This is a genomic window from Kribbella sandramycini (assembly GCF_013131805.1).
Taxonomy (GTDB): domain Bacteria; phylum Actinomycetota; class Actinomycetes; order Propionibacteriales; family Kribbellaceae; genus Kribbella; species Kribbella sandramycini.
In genome coordinates this window covers 335,574-360,185 of sequence record NZ_JABJRC010000008.1, presented here as the reverse complement: position 1 = coordinate 360,185, position 24,612 = coordinate 335,574, and the positions used below count along the sequence as shown (strand labels likewise).

Sequence of the window (24,612 nt, the reverse complement as noted above, 5' to 3'; positions counted from 1 at the left end):
GTTACTCAAGTAATGAACCATGGAAGTTAGCGGGTCCGCTGAAGAGGGAGGGTGTCGTGTTCGACGAGCGCAGCCCGATCTATCTGCAGATCGCGGACCAGATCAAGAACGACATCGTCAGCGGCGCGCTCGCCGAGGACGAGCAGGTGATGTCGACGAACCAGTACGCCGCGTTCTACCGGATCAACCCGGCGACCGCGGCCAAGGGTTTCGCCCAGCTGGTCGACGAAGGCGTGCTGTACAAGAAGCGCGGGATCGGGATGTTCGTCAGCCCGAATGCCCGCGATCTGCTCCGCACCGGGCGTCGCGAGGGGTTCTTCGCCGACGTCGTCGACCCGATGATCCGTGAGGCCAAGGCCCTCGGCGTACCGCTGCGGGACGTCGTCCAGCACATCCGCGAGTACGGAGACGCGTGATGACCACGAGCACTGTTGCCCAGACCGCCCTCGGAGTACGTGCCGAGAACCTGACCGTCCGCTTCGGCGGCGTCCCCGCCCTCGACCGGCTGGATCTGCGGCTCGCGCCGGGCAAGATCCACGGCCTGCTCGGCCGCAACGGCTCCGGCAAGAGCACGCTGGCCGCCGTCCTGGCCGGGTTCCGGCAGCCGGACGACGGGCGGGTGCTGATCGACGGCGCCGGGCTCGGTACGCCGATGCCGCCGTACGAGAACGCCGTCGTGACGAGCCGGGTCTGCCTGATCCGGGAGTCCGGTGATCTCGTCGACAGCGCGCCGGTCCGGCAGGTGCTCGGGCTGGCGGCGAGCCTGCGCCCGTACTGGGACGCCGAGCTGGCGGCCGAGCTGCTGGACCGCTTCGAAGTACCGGCCGGGAAGCGGATCTCGAAGCTCTCCCGCGGAAAGCGGTCCGCGCTCGGCGTCGTGCTCGGGCTGGCCAGCCGCGCGCCGCTGACGATCTTCGACGAGACCTACCTGGGGATGGACGTCCCGTCCCGGAACGTGTTCTACGACGCGCTGCTCGCCGACTACGCCGAAGTGCCGCGGACGATCGTGTTGTCGACCCACCTGGTCAGCGAGGTCAGCACGCTGCTCGAAGAGGTGGTCATCCTCGACAACGGCCGGCTCGTCACGCAGTCGCCGGTCGACGCGCTGCGCGGCCGCGGTGCGGCGATGGTCGGGCCCGCGGCGCTGGTCGACAAGTTCGCGGCCGACTTCACCGTGCTGGCCGAGGAGCGGCTCGGCGGGACGAAGTCGGTGACGGTGCTCGGCGACCTCGATCCGGCGCTGCGCGCGGAGGCCGCGGCGTCCGGGCTGGAGATCGGTCTGGTCGGCCTGCAGGACCTGTTCGTCCATCTCACCGCTCCGGCGCCGAAGGGGGACCGCCGATGACCGCCACCACCGTCGCGCTGCCGCGTGGCATCACGAATCTCGATCGGCTCCGGCAGGTGCTGCGGGCGATGCGGATCGGGTCCATGCCGATGCTGAGCGTCTACTGGGGCGTGATGCTGATCCTGTTCCTGGCCGGCGGTTTCGTCGTCCAGGCGCTGAACGACGGCACCGGGAACAGCATCTGGGACTACGGCACCCAGTCGCCGAAGTACTTCTCGATGGCGGCCGGGATCAGCCTCGCGCCGGCGTACCTGAACCTGCTCGTCGCCCAGGGCGTGACCCGGCGGATGTTCTCGGTTGCCGCCGGCATCTTCCTGGCCCTGGCCGCGACGACGACGGCATTGCTCTGGGTGCTGGGCTACCAGGTCGAGCGCGTGGTCTACGACGCGCAAGGCTGGGGGCAGAGTCTGGAGAACGCACATCTTTTCAGCAGCACGTCACAGGCCGGACTGATCTTCGTCGAGTTCTTCCTGCTGATCGTCTCGCACGAGGCGACCGGGTGGTTGCTGGGGGTCACCTTCTACCGCTTCGGTTTCTGGCGCGGGCTGGTGCTCATACCGTTGTCGCTGTTACCGGCCGCGGCGACCGAGTTCCTCCTGGTCTCGCAGTGGCTGGCCGGGCCGCTGTCCGGCGTGTACGAGCGGCCGCCGCTGGCGATCGCCGTCCCAGCGGTCCTGGTTGTCACCGCGCTCGGCCTGTACGCCGGTCATCGGGTGCTGCGGCCGATGCCGCTGAAACCCGCCAAGGGCTGAGTTATGCACAGGGGATGTGCATAACTCGGGTGCGTTCTGTGGACGGTTGCGTGCTCACTGTGGACGACACGCAGATAGTCGCCGAGTCGCAAGAACTGTTGTCTGGAAAGGGTTGTGCGGCCCCCATCGGCGGCGGTACAAATGTCGACACGCCGTTCTCTCGAGGAGCGGCGGGTCGACGAGAAACCGAGGACCCAAGCGGTGGGGATCCCCACCGAGGTAGACCGGTGACGGGGTCTGCTGGTCCCACGGATCTTGCTCGGGAGGCTGGAGACGTCACCTTCCTTCAGCTACTGAGGGGCCCCTCCGACTCATACTCGGAGGGGCCCCGCTTCACGTCGCGGGGCCCCTCGGGTTATCGGAACTCGGTGGTGCCGGTTAGCGCAGGGTGATGCGCAGCTCGTTCCGCGCGCCGCGGGCGGCGACGTGCAGCTCGGTGCCGCGGGCCGTCTTCTGCAGCTGGTAGTTGACCGTGTGACCGTTGAGCGTCACGCGCTGTACGTTCGCGCCCGCCGGGAGCACCGCGCCGACTGTGAGCTTCGCGGTGACGCCGTACGACGTCACGTCCGTACGCAACTCCTTGGCGGTAAGGCGTGCGGTCACGTCGACGGCTCCGCGACCGAGCCGGATGTTGCTACCGGCCACCTTCTGCTGCCCCTCAGGGAGCTGCGGGACGATCGTCAACCGGCCGTGGCCGAGATCGGGGTCGACGCCGAGCTGCTGATGGACGACCGGCCAGAGGACGCCGTACGTTCCCCAGGCCTGGAGGTTCATCGAACGGTCGTAGAACGGGCGGCCGATATTGGCGGGGGAGTCGGGGGAGGGGGCGATCTCCGGCATCGCGCCGGGGGTCTCCCAGACCTTGGGATCGAGCTGGATCCGCGCGTTCCCGGTCGTGTAGACCTGCTGCTGGGTCTTGCCCAGGCGACCATAGTTGCCTTCGGCAACTGCCATGATCGAGGTGTTGAGGGAGAAGATGCTGCGCTCGCTCTTCACCTGGGAGACCACTGGGTCGCAGCTCGGGCCAGGATTGCCGGCTGCGTCGGAGGTCGGGCCGGTGCCGGTGTGGAACAGGCCGAATTCGCCGGTGTAGCAGGGCTTTTCGCGCTGATCGAGTGCGGCGGCCGCGTGCTCTGGGGAGGCGAGCGGGGACGTCGGTTTATCGGGACGGACGAGCTCGGCCTCCATCGGGGTGACGCCGGTCCAGTGCCGCTGGAAGATCGGGGTGTTGTCGTTGCCGGGATCGGCCGGGTCGTCGATGGAATCGGCGTACCCGAGGGCCTTCGGCACCCACCACTGGGCCTCGAAGCGTTGTTCGAGCTCGGTGGCGCGGGCGGTTGCCCACTGCGCGGTCGGGCGGTCCTTGCGGGCCGCGGCCAGGTCGGCGAGGTCGCGCAGGCCGCGGGCGAGATAGACCGTGCTGTCGAGTTTCTCGGCGCCCATGCCGCTGCGTTCGACATTCGCGAGACCCTCGGGCCAGCCGTCCTGGTCCCGGTCGAGCTCGCGGTAGACGTAGCGCAGGTTGCGGACGCTGAAGTCGTACATCTCGTCGCGGAACCGGTCGTCGCCGGTCCAGCGCCAGAGCAGCGCGACGATACTCGGGAACTTCACCGTCTCGTCGGTGTTACCGGCGCTCTGGTTGGAGCCGAAGTACACGTCGCCGGTCGGGATGATCTCGTGCGCGACCTTGCCGCTGCGCTGGTTGAGCAGATCGCTGATGTCGCGGAGCGCGCGCAGGTGCGTCTTGACGGTGTCGAACTGACCGGCGGCGACGGCGGCGTACGACGTGTACTCGCCGTCGGTCGCGAACAGCCAGGGGTAGTCGGGGAAGCCGGCGCCGAACCAGCGCGCGGTATCGATCTTGCCGGCCGGGGTGGGGTAGTCCTTGCCCTCGTTGACATCGCGGACCTGGAGGTCGCGCGCCTCCTGGACCGAGTCGGCCAGATTCTGCTTGCTCCAGGCAATGCTCTGTTGCAGCAGTTGGTCGCCCGGCAGTTCTACCTTCGAGCGCCCGTCGATCTCCGCGCGCTGCCTGATCTTTGCCTGGAGCAACTTCTCGGGGTTTCGGAGCGCTTTGTCGTACTCCCGTTTCGCTGCGGCACTACCTTCGTCCGAGCCCGCCGCTGCGAACCAGATCGTCCGCTCCTGGTTCGCCTGCAGGTCGATCTCGTACGTGAGTCGCCCGCCGGTGCCCTTCCCGATCAACGAGTCATCGCACCGGGCCGGCGTCGTCCCGTCCGCCGGGCAGATCACCGCCGGGCTCTGCGGGCCGCGATGATCCGGGCCGAGGGTGTGCGCGGTCGGCGGGAGCGACGAGCCGACGTACGCCGCGTAGTCGTGCTTGCTCGCATTCGGGTAGCTCGGCGTCCCCTGCTCCCGGAACCGCAACGCCTTGCCCTGGAAATCACCGGTGTCGGGCAAGTTGGCGTCGCCCGCACTCGGCGTCGTCCAGCCCCACGGATACGACGACATCAACTCCGAATGCGCATCCACGTCGAGCTTGACGCGCTTCGTCGTCCCGGCCCGCAGCGTCAACCCGACCACGGCGCCCCGCACGCCGTCCGGCACGAAATCCGTCCGCCGAACCCGTACGTCGCCGCCGTACTCGACCCGGCTGTACCCCCACCCGCTCGTGTACCTGTCCGCCGTCTCCAACCACTTCCCGTCCACCCCGAACCACAACCCGTCCAACAACTTCAACGGCTGCGCCCAAACCCCACCCATCTCCCCGCGAACATGCCACCCAGCAGCCGGATACCCCCCGTTCTCGTCCCCCATCACATAAGCCCGATCCCCCACCACCAAAGCCCGCCGATCCCCCAACCGCCCCACCTCCGACAGTTCCCGCCCACCAGCCGCCCCCACCTGTTCGCCCGCCCCTCCAGCCAGCACCCCACCACCACCTGCCGAACCCACGCCTCCACCCGGCTCACCCTCCGCCCGAGCCGACGCCGTCCCCGCCAACACCACAGCCACCCCCAACAACCCAACCCCCACAATCCGCGCAACTCTCGCCCCCGGCGCTCCGTCGTCCTGCACGCGGCGGCTGCGGCGTACCTGCGCCTTCTCCCGCAGCAGTTTCGGCCTGTTGGCCAGGCTCGTGCTCGGCTCGCTGGCGAGGGAGCGGGGCGGGGCGCTGGGTGCGGAGGTGCGGCTTGTGGGGGAGGTGCTCTCGCCGCGGGGCGGGGTGGCGGGGGTGGGGGGAGTCATGGCGGGTCTCCTTCGGGGGTTAGCCAGGGGCGGTGCTGCCTCGGACGACCAAGGTGGGGTGGAGGAGGTGGGCGGCGTGGGATTGGGTGGTGAGGGTGGTGATGAGGTGGGTGGCGATCTCGTCCATGGGCTGGCGGAGGGTGGTGAGGCCGGGGGCGGCGACGTCGGCGAGGGGGGAGTCGTCGAAGCCGGTGACGCCGAGGTCGCGGCCGGGGGTGAGGTTGCGGCGGGTGAGCTCGCGGAGGGCGCCGAGGGCGAGGATGTCGGAGAGGGCGACGATGCCGTCCGGGGGTTCGGGGGAATCGAGGAGGTGGGCGGTGGCGCGGGCGCCTTCGGCGAAGGTGTCCTCGCGGCAGCGGACGGCGAGGCCGGCGGTCGGTAGGCCGAGCTCGGCGCAGGTGCTGCGCCACCCGTCCAGGCGGTCCTCGGCGAGACCCGAGGTCTTCGGCCAGCTGAGGAACGCGATCCGCCGCCGTCCGGTCTCGTACAAGTGGCGGACGGCGAGCGCCGAGCCGGCCGCGCCGTCGACGTCCACCCATGCGCCGGGCTGCGTGCTCTCCTTCCACACCCGCCCGAACGACACGAACGGGATCTTCTTCTCCTTCAGCCACCCGTGCCGCGGATCCCGCGTCTCCGTCTGCGACAGCACGAACCCGTCGACGAGCCGCCGCGCGTGCAGATCGTCGTACACCGGCATCCCCTCGACCCCAGGCGGCGCTGTGAACAACAAGATGTGCCGCCCGGTCCGCTCCGCCGCCGCGCACAACGCGTGTAAGAACTGGTCCATCACCAGGTGCGTCTGATTCGGCCAGCTCGGCACGCAGTACCCGATCAGCTCGACCGCGCTCGTCCGCAGACTCCGCGCATTACGATTGGGCCGGTAGTTGAGCAGTTCGATCGAGGCGTTCACCCGAGCCAGGGTGTCCGGCCGCAGTCGATGCGGCGCGTTCAACGCGTTCGACACCGTCTGCACCGACACCTCCGCGTGCGCAGCAACCTGCTTCAACGTCGCCACAACCATCGCCCCCAGGCCTTTTGAACGTTAAAACCCTTCGCATCCTCCCCCGCCCCCACCCGCCTGTCAACGCCTCACACCGGTGGGCCGCTCCGCACGACCGCCAGCGTCTCTGCCCACGACCCCGGAGCGATCCACCGCCCCCACCACGCCGCCCCCGCCGCGGCGAACGCCGCCGGATCCCCACCGCTCACCTTCACCTCGAGCCCCGGCCGCTCCGCGAGCAGCCCGCGGACGTCGTCCGGCGTCATCTGCTGTGGAGCATCTGTCCCGCCCTTGTACGCGCAGCTCCCGTCCCACCGCAGAATCCGCCGCCGCACCGCCGGCACTAGCAGGTTTCCACCCACCCACACCGGAATCCGCGGCCGCTGCACCGGTCGCGCTGTCAGCTGCGCACCCTCCAGCCGGTAGTGCTTTCCCGCAAAATCCACCGGCGCGCCCGACCACAGCCGGTCGATCAGCGTCAGCCCTTCGTCGAGCATCTCCGCCAGCACCCGAGCCGGCCGCCGCGGCAAGAACGGATCATTCGGATCCCCCGTCCCGACCCCGAACACGAACCGCCCCGCCGTCAGGTGATCCAGCGCCACCGCCTCCGCCGCCACCTGCCACGGACTCCGCCGCGGCAACGGCGTCACCGTCGTCCCGATCCGCACGCGCGACGTCGCCGCCCCCATGGCCGCCAAGCAGACCCAAGGCTCGTACGTAGGCCGCGACACATCGCCTTGGTAGGCGAGGTAGTCCTCCAGGAACACGCCGTCCCACCCGGCCTCCTCGGCCGCCCGAGCCAGCTCCGCCAACCCCCGCGGGTCCCGCCCTTCGCCAACTGCTCCGACTGTCACCGAGTAGCGCATGTCCAGGACCCTAGACGCCCCCACCGACATGGCCAGTTGTGGAAGTTGTCCTGTATTGACCTGTTGGCGTGAGAGGTGGGGGCTCAGGCTGTTGGCGAGTTTCCGCCCCAGGAGGTGCTGCGTGTCTGGTTCTTGGAGTTATCGAAGTCGGGTGTGGCCGGGGCCCCGGTTGGTGAGGTGGGTCGGGGTTGGTGTGGGGATCTCGTTGGTGGCTGCGGTTCTGCAGTTGCCGGCGGAGGCGGTTGCGGTGGCTGCGGAGGACGTGGCTGCTGAGCTGCCGTTGGAGCGGCCCGATGAGGCCGCGGCGCTCGTGACGGCGAAGCTGACTGGAAAGCCGGTGCTGATCGGCGACCGGACGACGGAGACGACGGAGCATCGGGCGTTGCCTTCGGGCCGGATCGAGGCGACTGTCGCCGGTGCTCCGGTTCGGGTACGTGATGCGGACGGCGACTGGGTCGACGTCGATGTGACGCTGCAGCATCAGACTGACGGGTCCGTGGCGCCTCGGGTGCACCCGTACGGCGTCAAGCTCGCTGGAGCCACTGCAGGTAGGGGCGACCACGAGTTGGTGGCTTTGGGGGAGAAGGGGCGTCGGTCGAGCCTCGGGTGGTCCGGTCCGCTGCCGACGCCGGAGTTGGATGGCAGTACGGCGACGTATCGCGACGTGAAGCCGGGTATCGACCTGGTCGTCGAGGTGACCAGAACGGGTTACCAACAACACCTGCTGGTGAGGAACAAGGCTGCTGCCGCACAGGTCAAGCAGCTGCGGATGCCGTGGAAGTCCGACGGTCTGACCACCAAACTGGACGGCAAGGGCGGTCTCACTGTTCGGTCCGCAACTGAGACCCGTGACGTCCCGGCGCCGCTGATGTGGGATGCGACCGTTGACGAGGCGTCCGGTGAGCACACCCGCAGGGCACTGGTCGGGCTGGGCCTCGCGAAGGATGCGCTGCTGCTGACGCCGGACGCCGCCTTTCTGAACGACCCGAAAACGGTCTACCCGGTGACGATCGATCCGTCGCAGAGCAACGGCGCGAGCTTCGACGCGTTCGTGCAGAACACCTACACCAGCGACCAGTCCGCGGCGACGGAGCTGAAGCTTGGCACGTACGACGGCGGCACCAACAAGGCCAAGTCGTATCTGCGGTTCGACAACCAGGAATGGCTGTGGGACAAGCAGATCCAGGCGGCCACGCTGAACCTGTGGGAGAGCCACTCCTACTCCTGTACGGCGGCCGGCTGGGAGGCCTGGCGCGTCGGCAACATCACCAACGCGGCCCGCTGGACCGCCCAGCCCGCCGAGCTCGAGCGCGTCGGTACGTCGACGCAGACCAAGGGTTTCTCGACCGCCTGCGGCGACGGCTGGGTCACCATCCCGGTGACGGCCGCGTTCCAGCACACGGCGACCAACCACGCCACCAAGACCAACATCGGCATCAAGGCCGCCAGTGAGACCAACAGCACCGGGTGGAAGCGGTTCGCCTCCCGCGAAGCCGCAGCGAACCCGCCGTCGGTCACCATCACCTACCAGACCAAGACTGCGGTCAACGCCCGCACGACGGCTCCGGAAACGGCTTGTGGCACCGGTGCGGCTCGTCCGTACATCTCCACCCTCACTCCGCAGTTGCGCGCGCAGATCAGCGACGGGCTGGGCGCAGCCGTGTACGGCGAGTTCGAGTGGCAGCCGATCGGCGGCACCAGCACCACGAAGACCGAAGGCCCAGGTGCCTCCGGTAGCTGGCTGGGCACCACCATCCCCGACGACGCATTCGTCGAAGGCGGTACCTACGCCTGGCGCGTACGCGGTTCTGACGGTACGACGCCGGGCGCCTGGTCGGACTGGTGCGAATTCACCGTAGACACCATTTCACCGGCGTCCGCGCCGACCGTGTCGTCGACGACGTACCCGGTCGGCCAATGGTCCGGTGGAGCCGGCACCGCGGGCACCTTCACCTTCGGCGCCGCAGGAGTCGCGGACGTCGCGGCGTACGAGTACGGCGTCGACAGCAACCCGCCGGACGAGGTGGTCAACGCTGCAACCCCAGGAGCCACTACCAGCATCGGCATCACCCCGACCGCAGACGGCCCGCACACCCTGTGGGTTCGGACCCGGGACCGGGCCGGCAACCGCTCCCCGCTGACAGCGTACGAATTCGCCGTCGGTGGTGGCGCAGTGATCGCACCGAAGACCGGTGACATCAGCGCGGCCAAGACCGCGATCGTCGGCGTCGGACGCGGTACTGCGACCGGCGTCACCTACCAATGGCGTCGCGGCGACACCGACGCGTGGGTGACGATTCCGGCCGCACACGTCAAGGTGGCCGCCGGTGGCGGCGCAGTGACCTGGCCGCTGCCTACCAGCGGCAACGGCCAGTTCCCCAAGCTGAACTGGGATCTGGAGACCACACTGGCCGCAATAGACGCCAAGTCGATCCCACGGGACGGCCCGGTTCAGATTCGCGGCAGCTTCACCGGCGGCACCGCTGCGTCCTCAGGTGCGGTCAAGATGACCTTCGACCGCAACCTGGCCACCGCAGCCACCGAAGAGATCGGTCCGGGTGAGGTCAACCTGCTGACCGGCAACATCACCCTCTCCGACACCGACGTCTCGGTCGACTCCTACGGCAGCGACCTGACCGTCAGCCGCACGTACAACAGCCGCCAGTCCGCCAAGGTCGACGACTCCGGCATGTTCGGCCCGGGCTGGATCTCCGGCGCCGTGGTCGACGAGGCGCAGACGCCGTACACCTCCCTCGACGTCTTCGGCACCCTCATCCAGGTCGGTACGCCGGACGGCGACACCGTCGGCTTCACCGCCCGCGACGGCGTCAACTTCGACCCAGAGGTCGGCCAGGAGACGCTCAAACTGACCTACGCCAGTACGACGGACTCGTACAAGCTCACCGACGAGGAGGGCTCGGCAGTCACGTTCGGCCGAGTCACCGGTACCGCAGCCGGTCAGTACTACCCGACGACGACGGCCCTGCCGGGCAGCAACCAGATCACTGCGTACAACTGGGAGAAGGTGACCATCGGCGGCGCTGAGGTGGTCCGCCCGACCCGCATGCTGGCTCCCGTGCCGGACGGCGTCAGTTGCGCGACCATGGCCCGCGGCTGCCGCGCGCTGAACTTCGTCTACGCCACCACGACTACCGCCACCGGAACCACCGAGGGCGACTACCTCGGCAGGGTGAAGGAGATCTCCTTCACCGCCTGGGATCCGGACCTGAGCACCCCCGCGCTGCGGACCGTCCCGGTCTCCCGCTACACCTACGACAGCGCCGGCCGACTGCGCTCGGCCTGGGACCCGCGGCTCGACACCGGCACGACGCGTGTCGGCGACAGCTACACCTACCAGGCGGACGGCGTCCTCTCGACGGTGAAGCCCGCTGGGCAGGAGCCCTGGCAGCTGACCTACACCACGCTGTCGAACGACCCGGCCATTGGGCGTCTGCACAAGGTGTCGCGTTCCGCGCTCGCCGCAGGCACTGCAGTCGAGACCGTCGTCTACAAGGTCCCGCTGTCCGGATCAGGCGCACCGAACGACCTGTCCCCGGGCCAGACCAAGCGCTGGGGTCAGCCAGAAGCGCCGACTGACGCCAGTGCGGTGTTCCCAGCCGACCAGGTGCCCGCCAGTGCGCAGCCGAGCAGCTGGGAGCGCGCAACCGTCACCTACCTCGATGCGAACGGCCGGGAGGTCAACAAGGCCGCACCGGGCGGCAGCCTCAACGCAACCTGGTACGACGGTTTCAGCAACACCACCCGCAGCCTGACCGCCGAGAACCGCATCCGCGCGCTCAACCAGTCCCAGTCCGACAACGACGCGGCGGAGCAGACTCTCGCGCAGGCCTACTCCACCGTGAACAACTACTCCCTGGACGGCGAGCGTCTGGAGAGCACTCTCGAGCCGGAGACCGAGGTCCGGCTCAACAGCGGCGCCACGGTCCGGGGTCGTCAGCTGGTCCGCAACACCTACGACCAGGGCGCACCGACCACAGGTGGTCCCTACAACCTGGTCACCACTACCGAATCGCAGGTTCGGATCTGGGGCGCAGGCGGTACGACGGTCGAAGCAGACCGTCGAGTCAGCACCACCGGCTACAACTGGTCGCTCCGGACGCCGACTGTCACCACCACCGACCCAGGTGGCCTGGGGCAAACCGTCCGGACGGCGCTCGACCCGGTCACCGGCCTCGAAACGTCGACCACCCAGGTAGCGGGCGGCGCGACGACCAATACCCCCGCCACGCAGAAGACGATCTACTACCGGGCCACCTCCGGATCCGGTTACGCAGAATGCGATCTGCGCCCGGAGTGGGCCAACCTGCCCTGCCGAACCCAGCCAGGTGGGCAGGCCGCCACCGGACCGGAGCTGCCGGTCAAGGTGCAGACGTACGACATCTTCAACCACCAGCGGTTGCAGATCGAGAAGACGAGCGCCGGCACGCTCCGGACCACCACAACCAAGTTCGACGGAGCCGGCCGGGTCCTGGAGATCTCCACCGTGGCGGCAGCCGGTCTGGGGACGGCGACCCCGACCCAGCGCAGCATCTACGACCCGGTGAGCGGCAACCTCGTCCGGTCCCAGTCCGTCTCCGCAACCGGCACAGTGACCGCCGAGATCGTCCGCACCTTCGACACCCTCGGCCGGATGACGTCGTACCAGGATGCCGACGGCAACCTGTCGAAGACGACGTACGACCTGCTGGACCGGCCGGCGACCAGCTCGGACGGCAAGGCCGATCGCACGTACGGGTATGACTTCCGCGGTCTGCTCACCTCGGTCAACGACACCCAGGCCGGCACCTACACCGGCACGTACAACGCCGACGGCCAGTTGGTCAGCGAGACCTGGCCGAACGGCATCAAGGTCGACACCCGGTACGACGAAGCCGGCGAAGCGACCGGAATCACCTACTCCAAGCCCGGGTGCGCATCTGGTGACTGCCAGCTGTTCAGCGAGTCCCTGACGGGGACTGCGCACGGCCAAACGGCCAAACGCGTGTCCACGCTGTCCAGCCAGGTCTACCGTCAGGACGCCGCCGGTCGAGTCACCTCGGTCGCCGAGACCATCGGCGAGAAGTGCGTGACCCGGACGTATGGCTTCAGCCCGGCGTCCGACCGGACGAGCAGCGCCGTCTACGCGCCCGCCGCCGACGGTAGCTGCCAAACCAGCACACCGGCGTCGTCACGTACGTGGACGTACGACACCGCCAACCGCGTCACCACGGCCGGCTACACGTACGACGAACTCGGCCGAACCACTACCGTCCCCGCAGTCGACACCGGGGCCCCCGGCGCCGGCCCTGTCACGGCGACCTACCACGCGGACGACCTGGTCGACACGGTTACTCAGAACGGCCGTACGACGGACTACACGATCGACGTCACCGGCGAACGCGTCCGTTCCTGGACCGACAACTCCACAGGTGAAGTGGTCCGCAACATCAACCACTACGACGAGGACGGCGACTCGCCCGCCTGGACGCAGGAAGGGGAGGGCCGGTACACCCGGGTCATCGCCGGCCTGTCCGGGATGACAGCGATCCTGGACAGCGACAGCGCCGTCGCAGACTGGCAGATCGTCGATCTGTCCGGTGACGTCGTCGCTACCGTCCACAGCGGTGACGAAGGCCTGTCCAGCACCAACGTCGCCGACGAGTACGGCCGGCCGAGCGACTCGGAGTCCGTCGGCAAGCAGCGGTACGGCTGGCTCGGCTCCCAGCAGCGAGCGGCCGATGCGCCGTCCGGAATCATGCTGATGGGCGTCCGGCTCTACAACCCGACGACCGGCCGCTTCCTGCAGGTGGACCCGATCTACGGCGCCGGCTGCAACGCCTACGAGTACACCTGCGCCGATCCGGTCGACAAGACCGACCTGAACGGCAAGTGGCCGTGCTGGACCAAGAAGTGCATGCTCAAGGCCGCTGCGAAGAAATGGAAGGCCCTGAAGAAGAAGGTCCGCAAGAACAAGTACGTGCGCTGGGTCTGGCGCAAGGTGGTCAAGAACAAGTACGTCGTCGCCTGCGTCAAGGGCGCCGGGCTGTCGATGGCGCGGAAGGCGTTCTGGGCCAAGTACAAGCGGCTGCCGTACAAGCTCGGCCGCTGGGGCGCCCAGGGCTGTGCCTTCGGCATCGTCAAGACCTACGTCAAGAAGAAGTTCAAGGAGTACATGACGCCCGGACCGATCCGGGTCTTGTAGCCAGGCCCACCGGCCCCCGGTCCGCGACGGACCGGGGGCCGGCGCCTCGATGTCGCAAACTCGCTAGTTTCTGTCGGCGCGGCCAGGGATGCTGGGGTCGTGTACGAATCCAGGGAGCGGTGTGTCCGGGCAGTGCAGTCCAAGGACGCACGGTTCGACGGCTGGTTCTTCACGGCTGTCCTGACGACTCGGATCTACTGCCGGCCGAGCTGCCCGGTGGCACCGCCGAAGGTCGAGAACATGGTGTTCTACCCGAGCGCCGCGGCCGCGCAACAGGCCGGTTTCCGGGCCTGCAAGCGCTGCCGCCCCGATGCCAGCCCCGGCTCCCCGGAGTGGAACGACCGGGCGGACGTCGTCGCCCGCGCGATGCGCCTGATCGCGGACGGCGTCGTCGACCGGGAGGGGGTCCCCGGGCTGGCCAACCGGCTCGGGTACAGCGTCCGCCAGGTCCAGCGGCATCTGCTGGCTGAGCTGGGCGCCGGCCCGCTGGCGCTCGCGCGGGCGCAGCGGGCGCAGACCGCGCGGCTGCTGATCGAGACCAGCGACCTGCAGCTGGCCGACGTCGCCTTCGCGGCCGGCTTCTCGAGTGTGCGGACCTTCAACGAGACCGTCCAACAGGTCTTCGCGCTCTCGCCCCGTGAGCTACGCCGCCGCGGTACGCCGATCGCCGCTGCCGGCACCATCGCGCTCCGCCTGCCCTTCCGGGCTCCCCTCACTCCGGACAACCTCTTCGGCCATCTGATCGCGACCGGCGTCCCCGGCGTCGAGGAGTGGCGCGACGGCCACTACCGGCGGACGCTGCGGCTCCCGCACGGTCATGGCGTCGTCGCGCTGAAGCCGATGCCCGATCACATCGCCTGTCAGCTGTCCCTCACCGACCAGCGCGACCTCGCGATCGCGATCAGCCGCTGCCGCCGAATGCTCGACCTGGACGCCGATCCGGTCGCCGTGGACGAGCTGCTCACCACAGACCCGGTGCTCGCGCCGCTGGTCGCGAAGGCGCCCGGCCGGCGCGTCCCGCACACGGTGGACGGCGAGGAGTTCGCCGTCCGCGCGGTCCTCGGCCAGCAGGTCTCGACCGCCGCCGCGCGGACCCACGCGCAGCGGCTCGTGCTTCAGCACGGCGAGCCGATCGCTGATCCGTCCGGCGGCCTCACCCATCTCTTCCCGACCATGCAGGCGCTCGCCGGTCTCGACCCGGAGACGCTCGCCTTCCCGAAGTCCCGGCGGCGGACGCTCGTCACGCTGATCGAGACGCTGGCCGCCGGGGAGATCGATCTCGGCGCAGGCGCCGACTGGGAGCGGGCTCGCGCGCAGCTCGCCGCCTTGCCCGGCGTCGGCCCCTGGACGGTCGAGTCGATCGCGATGCGCGCGCTCGGCGACCCGGATGCGTTCGTCGCCAGCGATCTCGGCATCCGGTACGCCGCCCGCGACCTAGGGTTGCCCGAGGCGGCCAAACCGCTGACCGGCCACGCGGCCGCCTGGCGGCCCTGGCGGGCGTACGCCGTGCAGTACCTCTGGGCGACCGGAGACCATGCCATCAACAAGATTCCGGAGTGACCATGGCCGACCTGACCACCGACCGGTTGCTGCTGCGGCAGTGGCGCGAGTCCGACAAGGAGCCGTTCGCGGCCCTCAATGCGGACCCGGTCGTGATGGAGCACTTCCTCAAACCGGTCAGCCGGGAGGACAGTGACGCCCTGGTCGACTACACGGCCGCCAAGATCGCCGACCAGGGCTGGGGGCTGTGGGCGGTGGAGGTTCGCGAAACCGGGGAGTTCATCGGCTTCACCGGCCTGGCCGTCCCGCGGTTCGACGCGCCGTTCCTGCCCGGCGTCGAGATCGGCTGGCGGTTGGCAAAAGCTGCCTGGGGCAACGGGTATGCGACCGAGGCGGCCCGGGCGGCGCTCGGCTACGGATTCGGCCCGGCCGGGATGACCGAGATCCTGTCGTTCACCGCGACCACCAACCTGCCGTCCCAGCGGGTGATGCAGAAGATCGGTATGACCCGCGACGAGGCCGGCGACTTCGACCATCCGCGGATCCCGCCCGGCCACCGCCTGCAGCGGCACGTCCTCTACCGGATCAGCCGATGACGTACGCGGTGATGGACAGCCCGGTCGGCCCGCTCACCCTGGTCGCGACCGACGCCGGCGAGCTGGCCGGCGTCTACATGACCGAGCATCGGCACCAGCCGCCGTTCGAGACCTTCGGCGCTCGCGACGACAGCGTCCTGCCCGCGGCCGTCGAGCAGCTCACCGAGTACTTCGCCCACGACCGCACCACCTTCGACCTCCCGCTGCACCTGCCGGGGACGCCGTTCCAGCAACGCGTCTGGGCCGCCCTGCAGGACATCCCGTACGGCGAGATCCGGACGTACGGCGAGCTGGCGCGCGAGCTCGGGATGGTCCCGGGCGCGTCCCGTGCCGTCGGCCTGGCCAACGGGAAGAACCCGGTCTCCATCATCGTCCCCTGTCATCGGGTGATCGGCTCCAGCGGCAGCCTCACCGGGTACGGCGGCGGCCTGCACAACAAGCAGGCCCTCCTCGACCACGAACGTGGTGACGCCTTGTTCTAACGGCTGATCAGCCGGCGCCCGGCCCCGATCATCGGCAGCTCCACCCACCGGTAGGTGAAGTGCGCGATCCCGATCGACAGCCCGCCCGCGACCAGGAACATCAGCGGGCTCCTCGACAACTCCAGCCCGGCCAGACCGCACAGCCAGTCGCCGAGCTCGTGTGCCAGATTCTGCACCAGGTAGATCGAGTACGACCGTTCACCCAGCCACACCATCGGCTTCAGCGACAGCAGCCGCTGCGGCAGCGCGTTCGCGATCAGTGCCGGGAGCAACAGAAAGGCGACCAGGACGACGTACGGCGGCGTGATCGCGACGAAGCCGGGGATGTCGCCGACCAGGTCGTGGCGGTCGATCAGTTTCGTTGCCGGCAGCACGAACAGGTGAGCGATCAGGAACGCGCCTGCGGCAACGGCGGCTACCCACGGCCGAGTCAACGGCCGCAGCAGCGCGAAACCCTTCGGGTGATGGAGCAGAATACCGACCAGACAGCCGATCAGGATCCCGAAGTAGTGCGCCGGCCAGCCCTGCGGGTTGCCGCCCATCGAGATCGGCACGGCGATCAGCGACAGTGTCATCAGCGCGAGCGTCAGCCCGATCCGGAGGCCGGACCTCGCGCGTCGCTGCGCGACGATCGTCGCGAACGCGAGCAACGGCCAGAGCAGGTAGAACTTCTGCTCGATCCCGAGCGACCACGCCTGGCCGTACAGGCCGCCGTTGCCGAACTCGGTGAGAAAGAACAAGTAGAGCGGCAGCTCCGATCCTGGCGCGCTACTGGTCAGCGTGCCCACGGCGAGCTGTCCGATCAGGGTCGCCAGCAGTACGACGAAGTACACCGGCAGGATGCGGAAAACCCTGCGCAGGTAGAAGTTCCGGAACGAGATCCGGCCGGCCCGGTCCTCCTCGCGCAGCATCAGCGAGGTGATCAGGTAGCCCGAGATCACGAAGAAGATCTGGACGCCGATCCAGCCCTGCAGCCAGTCGGGGCCGTTGTTGTGCGAGAAGACCACCATCAGCGCGGCGATCGCGCGGAGTCCGTCAAGGGCCGGGAACCGCCGCAGCGCCAGATACTCGGCGTGGTTCAGCGGCGATCGAGCGGGTGACACCGCCGGCCTGCCCGTACGGCCGGCGGTGTTCGGTCTGGTCAGTACAGCCATCGGAGGTCGCCCTTCAGCAGGTTTCCCCCCATGAATGTCTGGGAGCTGCTGTTGGGTTTCCCGGATCGCCGAAGTGATCCGGGAACCTCCGGATGGGAACTATCGGGCGGTGTTGGCCGTGTCGTCGATCCGCTCGGCGGCCGGCGCCTCGATGGGCGCGACCGGCGGCTGCTTGCTGAAGCGGCGCGCGATCGGCTCGGTGTAGCGGGCCGCGATCGGGCCGAGGATGACCAGGATCAGCACGTAGGCCGTCGCCAGCGGGCCGAGCCGCGGCTCCACGCCGACGGCCAGGCCCGCGATCACGATCGAGAACTCGCCACGGGCCACGAGCGTGCCGCCGGCCCGCCAGCGACCGGCCGACTTCACGCCCGCACGACGCGCGGCGTACCAACCGGTGGCGATCTTGGTCAGCGCGGTGAAGACCGCGAGCGCGAACGCGATCGCCAGCACCGGCGGGATCTCCCGCGGGTCGGTGCTCAGCCCGAAGAACACGAAGAAGACCGCGGCGAACAGGTCGCGGAGCGGGCTGAGCAGATTCCGCGCGCCGTGCGCGACCTCACCGGACAGCGCGATGCCGACCAGGAAGGCGCCGACCGCGGCCGACACCTGCAGTTGCTGCGCGATACCCGCGACCAGCAGCGTCAGGCCCAGGACGACGAGCAGCAGCATCTCCGGGTTGTCCGACGAGACGGCCCGGCTGATCACGCGCCCGTACCGGAGCGCGAGGAACAGCACAATGCTGACCGTGCCGAGCGAGATCAGCAGCGTCACGCTGCCGCCGGCCAGACCGACACCGGCGAGCAGCGCGGTCAGGATCGGCAGGTAGACCGCCATCGACAGGTCTTCGAGGACGAGGATGCCGAGGATCACCGGCGTCTCGCGGTTACCCAGACGCCCCAGATCGCCGACCACCTTGGCGATCACACCGGAGGACGAGATCCAGGTGACGCCGCCCAGCGCGACCGCGGCCACCGGGCCCCAGCCCAGCATCAGCGCGACCGCCGCACCGGGCAGCGCGTTCAGCACGAAGTCGACGACACCCGACAAGTACTGCGTCTTGAGCGTGCCGACCAGGTCGGACGCGGTGTACTCCAGGCCGAGCAGCAGCAGGAGCAGGATGACGCCGATCTCGGCGCCGGTGGCGACGAACTCCTCGCTGGCGGCCAGCGGCAGCAGGCCGCCGTGCCCGAAGGCGAGACCGGCCAGCAGGTAGAGCGGGATCGGGGAGAACCCGACCCGGCCGGCGATCCGGCCGAGGATGCCGAGCGCGAGGATGACCGCGCCGAGCTCGATCAGCAGCATCGTGATGTTCTCGTGCATGTCACCCTCCCAGAATCAGATCGGCCACCGCGTCCACACCTTCGCGCGTCCCCACGACGACCAGGGTGTCGCCGGTCGCGAACCGGAAGTCCGGCGTCGGCGACGGGGTCGCGCCGGTCCGGCGCAGCACGGCCACGATCGAGGCGCCGGTGCGGCTGCGCGCCTGGGTGTCGCCGAGGGTGCGCCCGGCGTACGGCGATTTGCTGGTGATCGGGATGTGCTCGGTGACCAGATCGATCTCGATCTCGTTCCGGACCGGGTCGAGCTGTTCGGGGATCAGCAGATTCGCCAGCGCCGTCGCTTCACCCGGATCGAGCGGGACCGAGTTGGTGCAGGTGTCGTCGTCGTCCGGATCGTGGAAGCCGAGGAAGCGCCGCCCGTCGTTGCGGACCACGACCGAGACGTGTTTCCCGCCTTCGGTGACCAGGTCGTACCGGGTGCCGATCCCGGGCAGCGTCGTCTTGGTCGGGTGGGCCTGCTGGTCCATGATGCTCCCTCGATCGTCCGGCGCCGGATAGCTGGCGTCTGCAACCATTATCTCAAGTCCTGACAACTGTGTCCGCTGCCTGGATGTGACTTGTGCTGCAACCAGGTGCAGTGCACCGAGTTGCATAGGTATGGTCAGGAGATGGCGCTGGAGCACGCGATCCTGGTCTCACTGACCGAGCGGGCCGGGTCCGGGTACGAGCTGGCCCGGCGGTTCGACCGGTCGATCGGCTACTTCTGGCCGGCCACCCATCAGCAGATCTACCGGGTGCTGCGCCGGATGGACGAGGCCGGTTGGGTGACCCACACCGACGTCGCCCAGGAGGGCCGGCCGGACAAGAAGGTCTACCGGATCGCCGCCGCCGGCCGGGCCGAGCTGGCCCGCTGGATCGCCGAGCCCAGTGACGCCGTCATCCTCCGCGACGCCCTCGGCGTCAAGTTGCGCGGCGCCTCGATCGGCGGGGTCGGCGCCGTCCTGAGCGAGGTCGCGCGGCACCGCGCCGAGCACGCCACCCGCCTCGAGGTGTACCGCGGGTTCCAGGCGCGCGACTTCCCGAAACCGGACACGCTGAACGGCCGCGAGCTGCATCAGTACCTCGTGCTGCGCGGCGGGATCCGGGCCGAGGAGTCGTTCGTGGCCTGGTGTGACGAAGTGACCGAAGCCCTGCAGAAGGAGATCTCATGACGGAGTACCCGCACCTGCTGGAGCCGCTCGACCTCGGTCATGTGGTGCTGCCGAACCGCGTCATCATGGGCTCGATGCACACCGGTCTCGAGGACCGGCTGAGCGATCTGCCCAAGCTCGCGGCGTACTTCGCCGAGCGGGCGCGCGGCGGCGTCGGCCTGATCGTCACCGGCGGCTACGCCCCGAACCGGACCGGCTGGCTGACGCCGTTCGGGTCGACGCTGCGGACCCGCCGGCAAGCGCGCAAGCATCGCGATCTGACCGCGACCGTGCATGCCGCGGGCGGCAAGATCGCGTTGCAGATCCTGCATGCCGGCCGCTACGCGTACCACCCGTTCAGCGTCTCGGCGTCCGCGCGGAAGGCGCCGATCAACCCGTTCAAGCCACGCGCGTTGTCCGATCGCGGCGTGCTGCGGCAGATCAAGGCGTACGTCGATTGTGCGGCGCTCGCCCAGGAGGCCGGGTACGACGGCGTCGAGATCATGGGCTCCGAGGGGTACTTCATCAACCAGTTCCTGGCCGAGCGGACCAACAAGCGCACCGATCGATGGGGCGGCAGTGCCGAGAATCGCCGTCGGCTCGCGGTCGAGATCGTCCGCCGGACCCGGGAGCGGGTCGGCCCGAACTTCCTGATCATCTACCGGCTGTCGATGGCCGATCTGGTCGAGGGTGGCCAGAGCTGGGACGAGGTCGTTGCGCTGGGCAAGGAGATCGAGGCGGCCGGGGCGTCGATCATCAACACCGGGATCGGCTGGCACGAGGCGCGGGTGCCGACCATCGTCACCTCGGTGCCGCGCGCGGCGTTCACGAGTGTGACCGCGGCCTTCAAACCGCATGTGAACATCCCGGTCGTCACCTCGAACCGGATCAACCTGCCGCAGGTCGCCGAAGAGGTGCTGGCGCGTGGGGACGCCGATCTGGTCAGCATGGCCCGCCCGTTCCTCGCCGATCCGGACTGGGTGCGCAAGGCGATGACCGAGCGGGCCGACGAGATCAACGTCTGTATCGCTTGTAATCAAGCCTGTCTGGACCATGTCTTCGCGAAGAAGAAGGCGAGCTGCATGGTCAATCCGCGGGCCGCGCGGGAGACCGAACTGCGGCTGCTGCCGACCCGGAAGGTCAAGCACGTCGCGGTCGTCGGTGCGGGCCCGGCCGGGCTGGCCGCGGCCGTCACGGCGGCTGAGCGCGGGCACCGGGTCGAGCTGTTCGAGGCCGAGGCCGAGGTCGGCGGCCAGTTCGGGATCGCGCAGCGGATCCCCGGGAAGGAGGAGTTCGCCGAGACGATCCGGTACTACCGGCGCCGGCTGGAGCTCACCGGCGTCAAACTGCACCTTGGCCGCCGTGCCGGTGCCGAGGATCTGGCCGGATTCGACGAGATCGTGCTCGCGACCGGCGTCGTCCCGCGGGTGCCGGCCATCCCGGGGATCGACCACCCGAAGGTGCTCTCGTACGTCGACGTCGTCCGGGACGGGAAGCCGGTCGGCGACTCGGTCGCGGTGATCGGCGCGGGCGGGATCGGGGTCGATGTCAGTGAGTTCCTGACCACCGCGGAGTCGCCGACGCTCGATCTGGCCGCTTGGAAGGCGGAGTGGGGTGTTGCTGATCCCACGGTCGCGCCCGGGGCGCTCGGCGTACCGGCTCCGGAGGCTTCGCCGCGGCAGGTCTATCTGCTGCAGCGCAAACCCGGGCGGATCGGCGCGGGGCTGGGGAAGACGACCGGTTGGGTGCATCGGGCGGCGCTGAAGAACAAGCAGGTCGAGCAGTTGCGCGGGGTGAACTACGAGCGGATCGACGACGAGGGGCTGCATCTGACCTTCGGGCCGCAGCGGGAGAAGCCGCGCGTCCTCGCGGTCGACACCGTGGTGATCTGCGCCGGGCAGGAGTCGGTCCGCGAGCTGGCGGACGCGCTGGCCGGGAAACCGGTGCACATCATCGGCGGCGCCGACGTGGCGGCCGAGCTGGATGCCAAGCGAGCCATCGACCAGGCCACCCGGCTCGCGCTGACGCTCTAGTGCACCACCCGCCGGTGCACTAGGGCGCGCTGGCGTTGTTCGGTGCGGCTGGTGGAACGTGTACGGCGTACGCGCACTAGTCGACAAGAGGTGGTTGCAATGACGACGGTACTGATCAGCGGCGGCGGGATCGCCGGGCCCGCGCTGGCGTTCTGGCTGCGGCGGCACGGGTTCACGCCGACGATCGTGGAGGTCGCGGCCGGGCCGCGACCCGGCGGGCAGACCGTCGACCTGCGGGGTATCTCGCGGGTCGTGGCCGAGCGGATGGGCCTGCTGCCGGCGATCGCCGAGCGGCAGCTGCACGAGCGTGGTTTCGAGTACGTCGATGCCCGTGGCCGGCGGCAGGCGGCGATGCCGGCCGAGCTGTTCGACGGCGCCGGGCCGGTCGCCGAGCTCGAGATCCTGCGTGGTGACCTGGCCGGCATCCTGGCCGCCGCGACCGGCGACGCCGAGTACCTGTACGGCTACTCGGTCACCGAGTTGGAGCAGGACGCGAGCGGCGTCCTGGTGACGTTCGCGAGTGGACTGCGGCGCCGGTTCGATCTGGTCGTCGGGGCCGATGGTGTGCACTCGCGGGTCCGGCGGCTGGCGTTCGGGCCGCACGACCGATTCGTCCAGCACCTCGGTGGCTACTCGTCGTACTTCACCGTCGAAGCGCCGGAAGACTTGCAGCACTGGATGAAGGTCTACAGCGCGCCGGGCGGCCTGTGGGTCGGGCTGCGGCCGGATCACGATCCACAGTTCGCCAAGGCCCTACTGGGCTTCCGGTCGCCGGTGCTCGACTACGACTACCGCGATGCGGCTCAGCAGCGGCAGTTGATTCGGGAGCGGTTCACCGGGCTCGGCTGGCACACGCGCCACCTTCTGTCCGAGCTGGACCGGGCGGACGACTTCTACTTCGACAGCACGAGCCGCGTCGTCGTCCCGGAATGGTCGCAGGGCCGGATCGCACTCGTCGGGGACGCCGGCTACTGCGGCTCACCACTCGCCGGACACGGGACCGCGCTGGCCCTCGTCGGTGCGTACGTGCTGGCCGGAGAGCTGGCCACGGCCGACGGCGATCACCTGCGCGCGTTCCCGGCGTACCAATGCCGCATGCAGGCGTACGTCGATCAGCGGATGGAGCTGCCGCCCGGTGGGATCAGAATGGCGATGCCGATGTCGTCGGCCGGAATCGGCTACCGGAACTTCACCACGCGACTGATGACGTCGCGGCCGTTCGTCGGGCTGATGGCCAAGCTGGTGGTCGGGAAACCGGATGCGATCGAGCTGCCGGCGTACGCCCGCGATCAGGCACACTGGTGATTCGACCCGAGTTTTGGAGGCCTGATGAGCGAGTCCCCGGACGAGCGGTTCCGTACGTTGCCCGAGCCCGTGCGGCTGGAGGACACGATCGCCACGCATCCCGCGAGCGAGCCGGCGGACCCCGACGAGGGCCGCAACGCCGAGCAGGATCTGATCAAGGGCATCGGCATCTGAGCAACCGGTCGAGGAGACGCGGCTGATGACGGTCGCGCCGTACCAGGCGATTGCGGCGGAGCTGCGGCACCGGATCGAGTCGGGTGCGCTGCGGCCGGGTGATCGGGTGCCGTCGACGCGTGCGCTGATGCGGGAGTACGGCGTCGCGATGGCGACGGCGACCAAGGCGTTGCAGGCGCTCCAGCAGGAACGGCTGGTACACGCCAGCCCGGGCGTCGGGACAGTGGTCGGCCCGCCGCCGCGGGCTCGCACGGTGCGACCGACACCACGGCCGACTCCGCCGCCCAGCGGGCTGACGTTGCAGCAGGGTGAGGTCCTTCGGATGGGGATCGCCATTGCGGACGCCGAGGGCCTCGCCGCGGTGTCCATGCGACGGATCGCGGCCGAGCTCGGGGTCTCGACGATGGCGCTCTATCGGCACATCGGCGGTAAGGACGCGCTGGTGCTGCAGATGATCGACGCGGCCTTTGGTGAGTACCCGCTACCCGAGCTGACTGGAGACTGGCGCGCCCAGGTCACAGCGGTCGCGCGGACGCAGTGGGCGGCGTACCGGCAGCATCTGTGGCTGGCGGGTGCGCTGTCGGTCGGCAGGCCGCAGTTGCTGCCCAAGCTGTTGCCGTACACCGATGCGCTACTGGCCGCGTTCAAACCGCTGGAAAAGAGCGCTGCGCTGTACGCCGCGATCAGCGTGGTCGGTTATGTGCGCGGACTGGCCCAGTCGATGGAGGGGGAGGCGCAGGCCGAGCAGGACACCGGCATGACCGGCGACGACTGGGCTGAGCGCCAAGGCGAGCAGCTGGCCGCGCTGGTCGCCGCCGGTGGGCTGACGGCCTTCGCCGAGCTACTGGCCGACAACTTCGATTTCGACTACGACCTCGACCAGCTGTTCGCGTTCGGGCTGGAGCTGCTGCTCGACGGGCTGGCAGCCCGCCTCAGGCCGTAGCTGCCTTGGCGGCGGCCTTCGCCTCTTTCTTGAACGCGCGGACCTCGCCGAGCGTCTTGGCGTCGACGACGTCCGCGATCGAGCGTCGCGAGCCGCGATCGCCGTACGAGCCGGCCGCGTCGCGCCAGCCCTTGGGCTCGACGCCGCGCTGCTTGCCGAGCATCGCGAGGAAGATCTTCGCCTTCTGCTCGCCGAACCCGGGCAGCGCCTTGAGCCGCTTCAGCACCTCGGCGCCGTCCGGCTTGGGCTTGCCGGCCGTCCAGATGTTCGTCGTGTCGCCGTCGTAGTTCTCGATGATGTGCTGGGCCAGCGCGTGCACCCGGCGTCCCATCGAGCCGCCGTAGCGGTGGATGGCCGGCGGCGTCACGCACAGCTCGACGAACGTCTCGATATCCGAGTTCGCGATCTTGACCAGGTCGAAGCCGTCCATCCGGTCCGCGATCTTCCGCGGGCCGGCGAAGGCGTGCTCCATCGGGTACTGCTGGTCGAGCAGCATCCCGACGAGCAGGGCGAACGGGTCGTCGTTGAGCAGTTTGTCCGCGGCCGGGTCCCCGGTCAGGTGCAGTTCGCGCAGCATGGA

19 protein-coding genes are annotated in these 24,612 nt (G+C 69.2%); 12 read left to right on the top strand and 7 right to left on the bottom strand.

All coding sequences use genetic code 11. The annotated features are described in order from the left end of the window. Positions 1-56: 56 nt before the first annotated feature. The 3 genes from HPO96_RS29785 to HPO96_RS29775 are packed head-to-tail and all read left to right on the top strand — an operon-like array spanning position 57 to position 2,097. Positions 57-416 carry a GntR family transcriptional regulator gene (locus HPO96_RS29785; protein ID WP_171677680.1) on the top strand — a complete coding sequence of 120 codons (360 nt, stop codon included), beginning with the start codon at positions 57-59 and terminating at the stop codon, positions 414-416. Beyond that, a complete protein-coding gene (locus HPO96_RS29780) occupies positions 416-1,345 on the top strand; it encodes an ATP-binding cassette domain-containing protein (protein WP_171677679.1) in 930 nt (309 codons plus the stop codon). Before HPO96_RS29785 ends, HPO96_RS29780 begins: the two co-directional genes overlap by 1 nt. Next, the gene (locus tag HPO96_RS29775; protein WP_171677678.1) at positions 1,342-2,097 is read left to right on the top strand and encodes a hypothetical protein; all 756 of its coding nucleotides are present in this window, start codon (positions 1,342-1,344) and stop codon (positions 2,095-2,097) included. The genes HPO96_RS29780 and HPO96_RS29775 overlap by 4 nt, the downstream gene beginning before the upstream one ends. Before the next feature lie 378 nt (positions 2,098-2,475). Here HPO96_RS29775 and HPO96_RS29770 read toward each other — a convergent pair whose 3' ends face one another. The 3 genes from HPO96_RS29770 to HPO96_RS29760 form a co-directional block, all read right to left on the bottom strand. Then, positions 2,476-5,307 carry a glucosidase family protein gene (locus HPO96_RS29770; RefSeq protein ID WP_272954723.1) on the bottom strand — a complete coding sequence of 944 codons (2,832 nt, stop codon included), beginning with the start codon at positions 5,305-5,307 and terminating at the stop codon, positions 2,476-2,478. Between the two features lie 19 nt (positions 5,308-5,326). Next, on the bottom strand, positions 5,327-6,328 hold the full coding sequence (locus HPO96_RS29765; RefSeq protein ID WP_171677677.1) for a LacI family DNA-binding transcriptional regulator: 1,002 nt from the start codon (positions 6,326-6,328) through the stop codon (positions 5,327-5,329). Between the two features lie 68 nt (positions 6,329-6,396). Continuing rightward, the gene (locus HPO96_RS29760; protein WP_171677676.1) at positions 6,397-7,173 is read right to left on the bottom strand and encodes an LLM class flavin-dependent oxidoreductase; all 777 of its coding nucleotides are present in this window, start codon (positions 7,171-7,173) and stop codon (positions 6,397-6,399) included. Between the two features lie 208 nt (positions 7,174-7,381). On the opposite strand from HPO96_RS29760, the gene HPO96_RS29755 reads away from it, so the two are divergent. The 4 genes from HPO96_RS29755 to HPO96_RS29740 all read left to right on the top strand — a co-directional run bounded on the left by HPO96_RS29755 (position 7,382) and on the right by HPO96_RS29740 (position 15,953). Next, a complete protein-coding gene (locus HPO96_RS29755) occupies positions 7,382-13,375 on the top strand; it encodes a DNRLRE domain-containing protein (protein ID WP_171677675.1) in 5,994 nt (1,997 codons plus the stop codon). 99 nt (positions 13,376-13,474) lie between these two features. Beyond that, positions 13,475-14,935 carry an AlkA N-terminal domain-containing protein gene (locus HPO96_RS29750; protein WP_171677674.1) on the top strand — a complete coding sequence of 487 codons (1,461 nt, stop codon included), beginning with the start codon at positions 13,475-13,477 and terminating at the stop codon, positions 14,933-14,935. Positions 14,936-14,937: 2 nt separating this feature from the next. Then, positions 14,938-15,471 carry a GNAT family N-acetyltransferase gene (locus HPO96_RS29745; protein ID WP_171677673.1) on the top strand — a complete coding sequence of 178 codons (534 nt, stop codon included), beginning with the start codon at positions 14,938-14,940 and terminating at the stop codon, positions 15,469-15,471. Further along, positions 15,468-15,953 carry a methylated-DNA--[protein]-cysteine S-methyltransferase gene (locus tag HPO96_RS29740; protein WP_171677672.1) on the top strand — a complete coding sequence of 162 codons (486 nt, stop codon included), beginning with the start codon at positions 15,468-15,470 and terminating at the stop codon, positions 15,951-15,953. The genes HPO96_RS29745 and HPO96_RS29740 overlap by 4 nt, the downstream gene beginning before the upstream one ends. Here the strand turns inward: HPO96_RS29740 and HPO96_RS29735 are convergent. From HPO96_RS29735 to HPO96_RS29725, 3 genes are all read right to left on the bottom strand, one after another. Further along, positions 15,950-17,107, bottom strand: coding sequence for an acyltransferase family protein (locus tag HPO96_RS29735; RefSeq protein WP_171677671.1), 1,158 nt, complete (start codon positions 17,105-17,107; stop codon positions 15,950-15,952). The genes HPO96_RS29740 and HPO96_RS29735 overlap by 4 nt on opposite strands. A gap of 99 nt (positions 17,108-17,206) precedes the next feature. After that, the gene (locus HPO96_RS29730; RefSeq protein ID WP_171677670.1) at positions 17,207-18,427 is read right to left on the bottom strand and encodes a cation:proton antiporter; all 1,221 of its coding nucleotides are present in this window, start codon (positions 18,425-18,427) and stop codon (positions 17,207-17,209) included. Position 18,428: 1 nt separating this feature from the next. Beyond that, complete coding sequence (locus tag HPO96_RS29725; protein WP_171677669.1) at positions 18,429-18,914, bottom strand: cation:proton antiporter regulatory subunit; 486 nt, start codon at positions 18,912-18,914, stop codon at positions 18,429-18,431. A gap of 141 nt (positions 18,915-19,055) precedes the next feature. Between HPO96_RS29725 and HPO96_RS29720 the strand changes: the two genes are divergently transcribed. The 5 genes from HPO96_RS29720 (at position 19,056) to HPO96_RS29700 (ending at position 24,032) form a co-directional block, all read left to right on the top strand. Continuing rightward, positions 19,056-19,598 carry a PadR family transcriptional regulator gene (locus HPO96_RS29720; protein ID WP_171677668.1) on the top strand — a complete coding sequence of 181 codons (543 nt, stop codon included), beginning with the start codon at positions 19,056-19,058 and terminating at the stop codon, positions 19,596-19,598. After that, positions 19,595-21,610, top strand: a complete 2,016-nt coding sequence (locus HPO96_RS29715) for an NADPH-dependent 2,4-dienoyl-CoA reductase (RefSeq protein WP_171677667.1) — start codon at positions 19,595-19,597, stop codon at positions 21,608-21,610. Before HPO96_RS29720 ends, HPO96_RS29715 begins: the two co-directional genes overlap by 4 nt. Before the next feature lie 99 nt (positions 21,611-21,709). Further along, on the top strand, positions 21,710-22,915 hold the full coding sequence (locus HPO96_RS29710) for an FAD-dependent monooxygenase (RefSeq protein WP_171677666.1): 1,206 nt from the start codon (positions 21,710-21,712) through the stop codon (positions 22,913-22,915). Between the two features lie 24 nt (positions 22,916-22,939). Further along, complete coding sequence (locus HPO96_RS29705) at positions 22,940-23,089, top strand: hypothetical protein (RefSeq protein WP_171677665.1); 150 nt, start codon at positions 22,940-22,942, stop codon at positions 23,087-23,089. 25 nt (positions 23,090-23,114) lie between these two features. Further along, on the top strand, positions 23,115-24,032 hold the full coding sequence (locus HPO96_RS29700) for a GntR family transcriptional regulator (RefSeq protein ID WP_171677664.1): 918 nt from the start codon (positions 23,115-23,117) through the stop codon (positions 24,030-24,032). Here HPO96_RS29700 and HPO96_RS29695 read toward each other — a convergent pair. Next, positions 24,022-24,609, bottom strand: a complete 588-nt coding sequence (locus HPO96_RS29695) for an HhH-GPD-type base excision DNA repair protein (protein WP_171677663.1) — start codon at positions 24,607-24,609, stop codon at positions 24,022-24,024. The genes HPO96_RS29700 and HPO96_RS29695 overlap by 11 nt on opposite strands. Positions 24,610-24,612 lie beyond the last annotated feature (3 nt).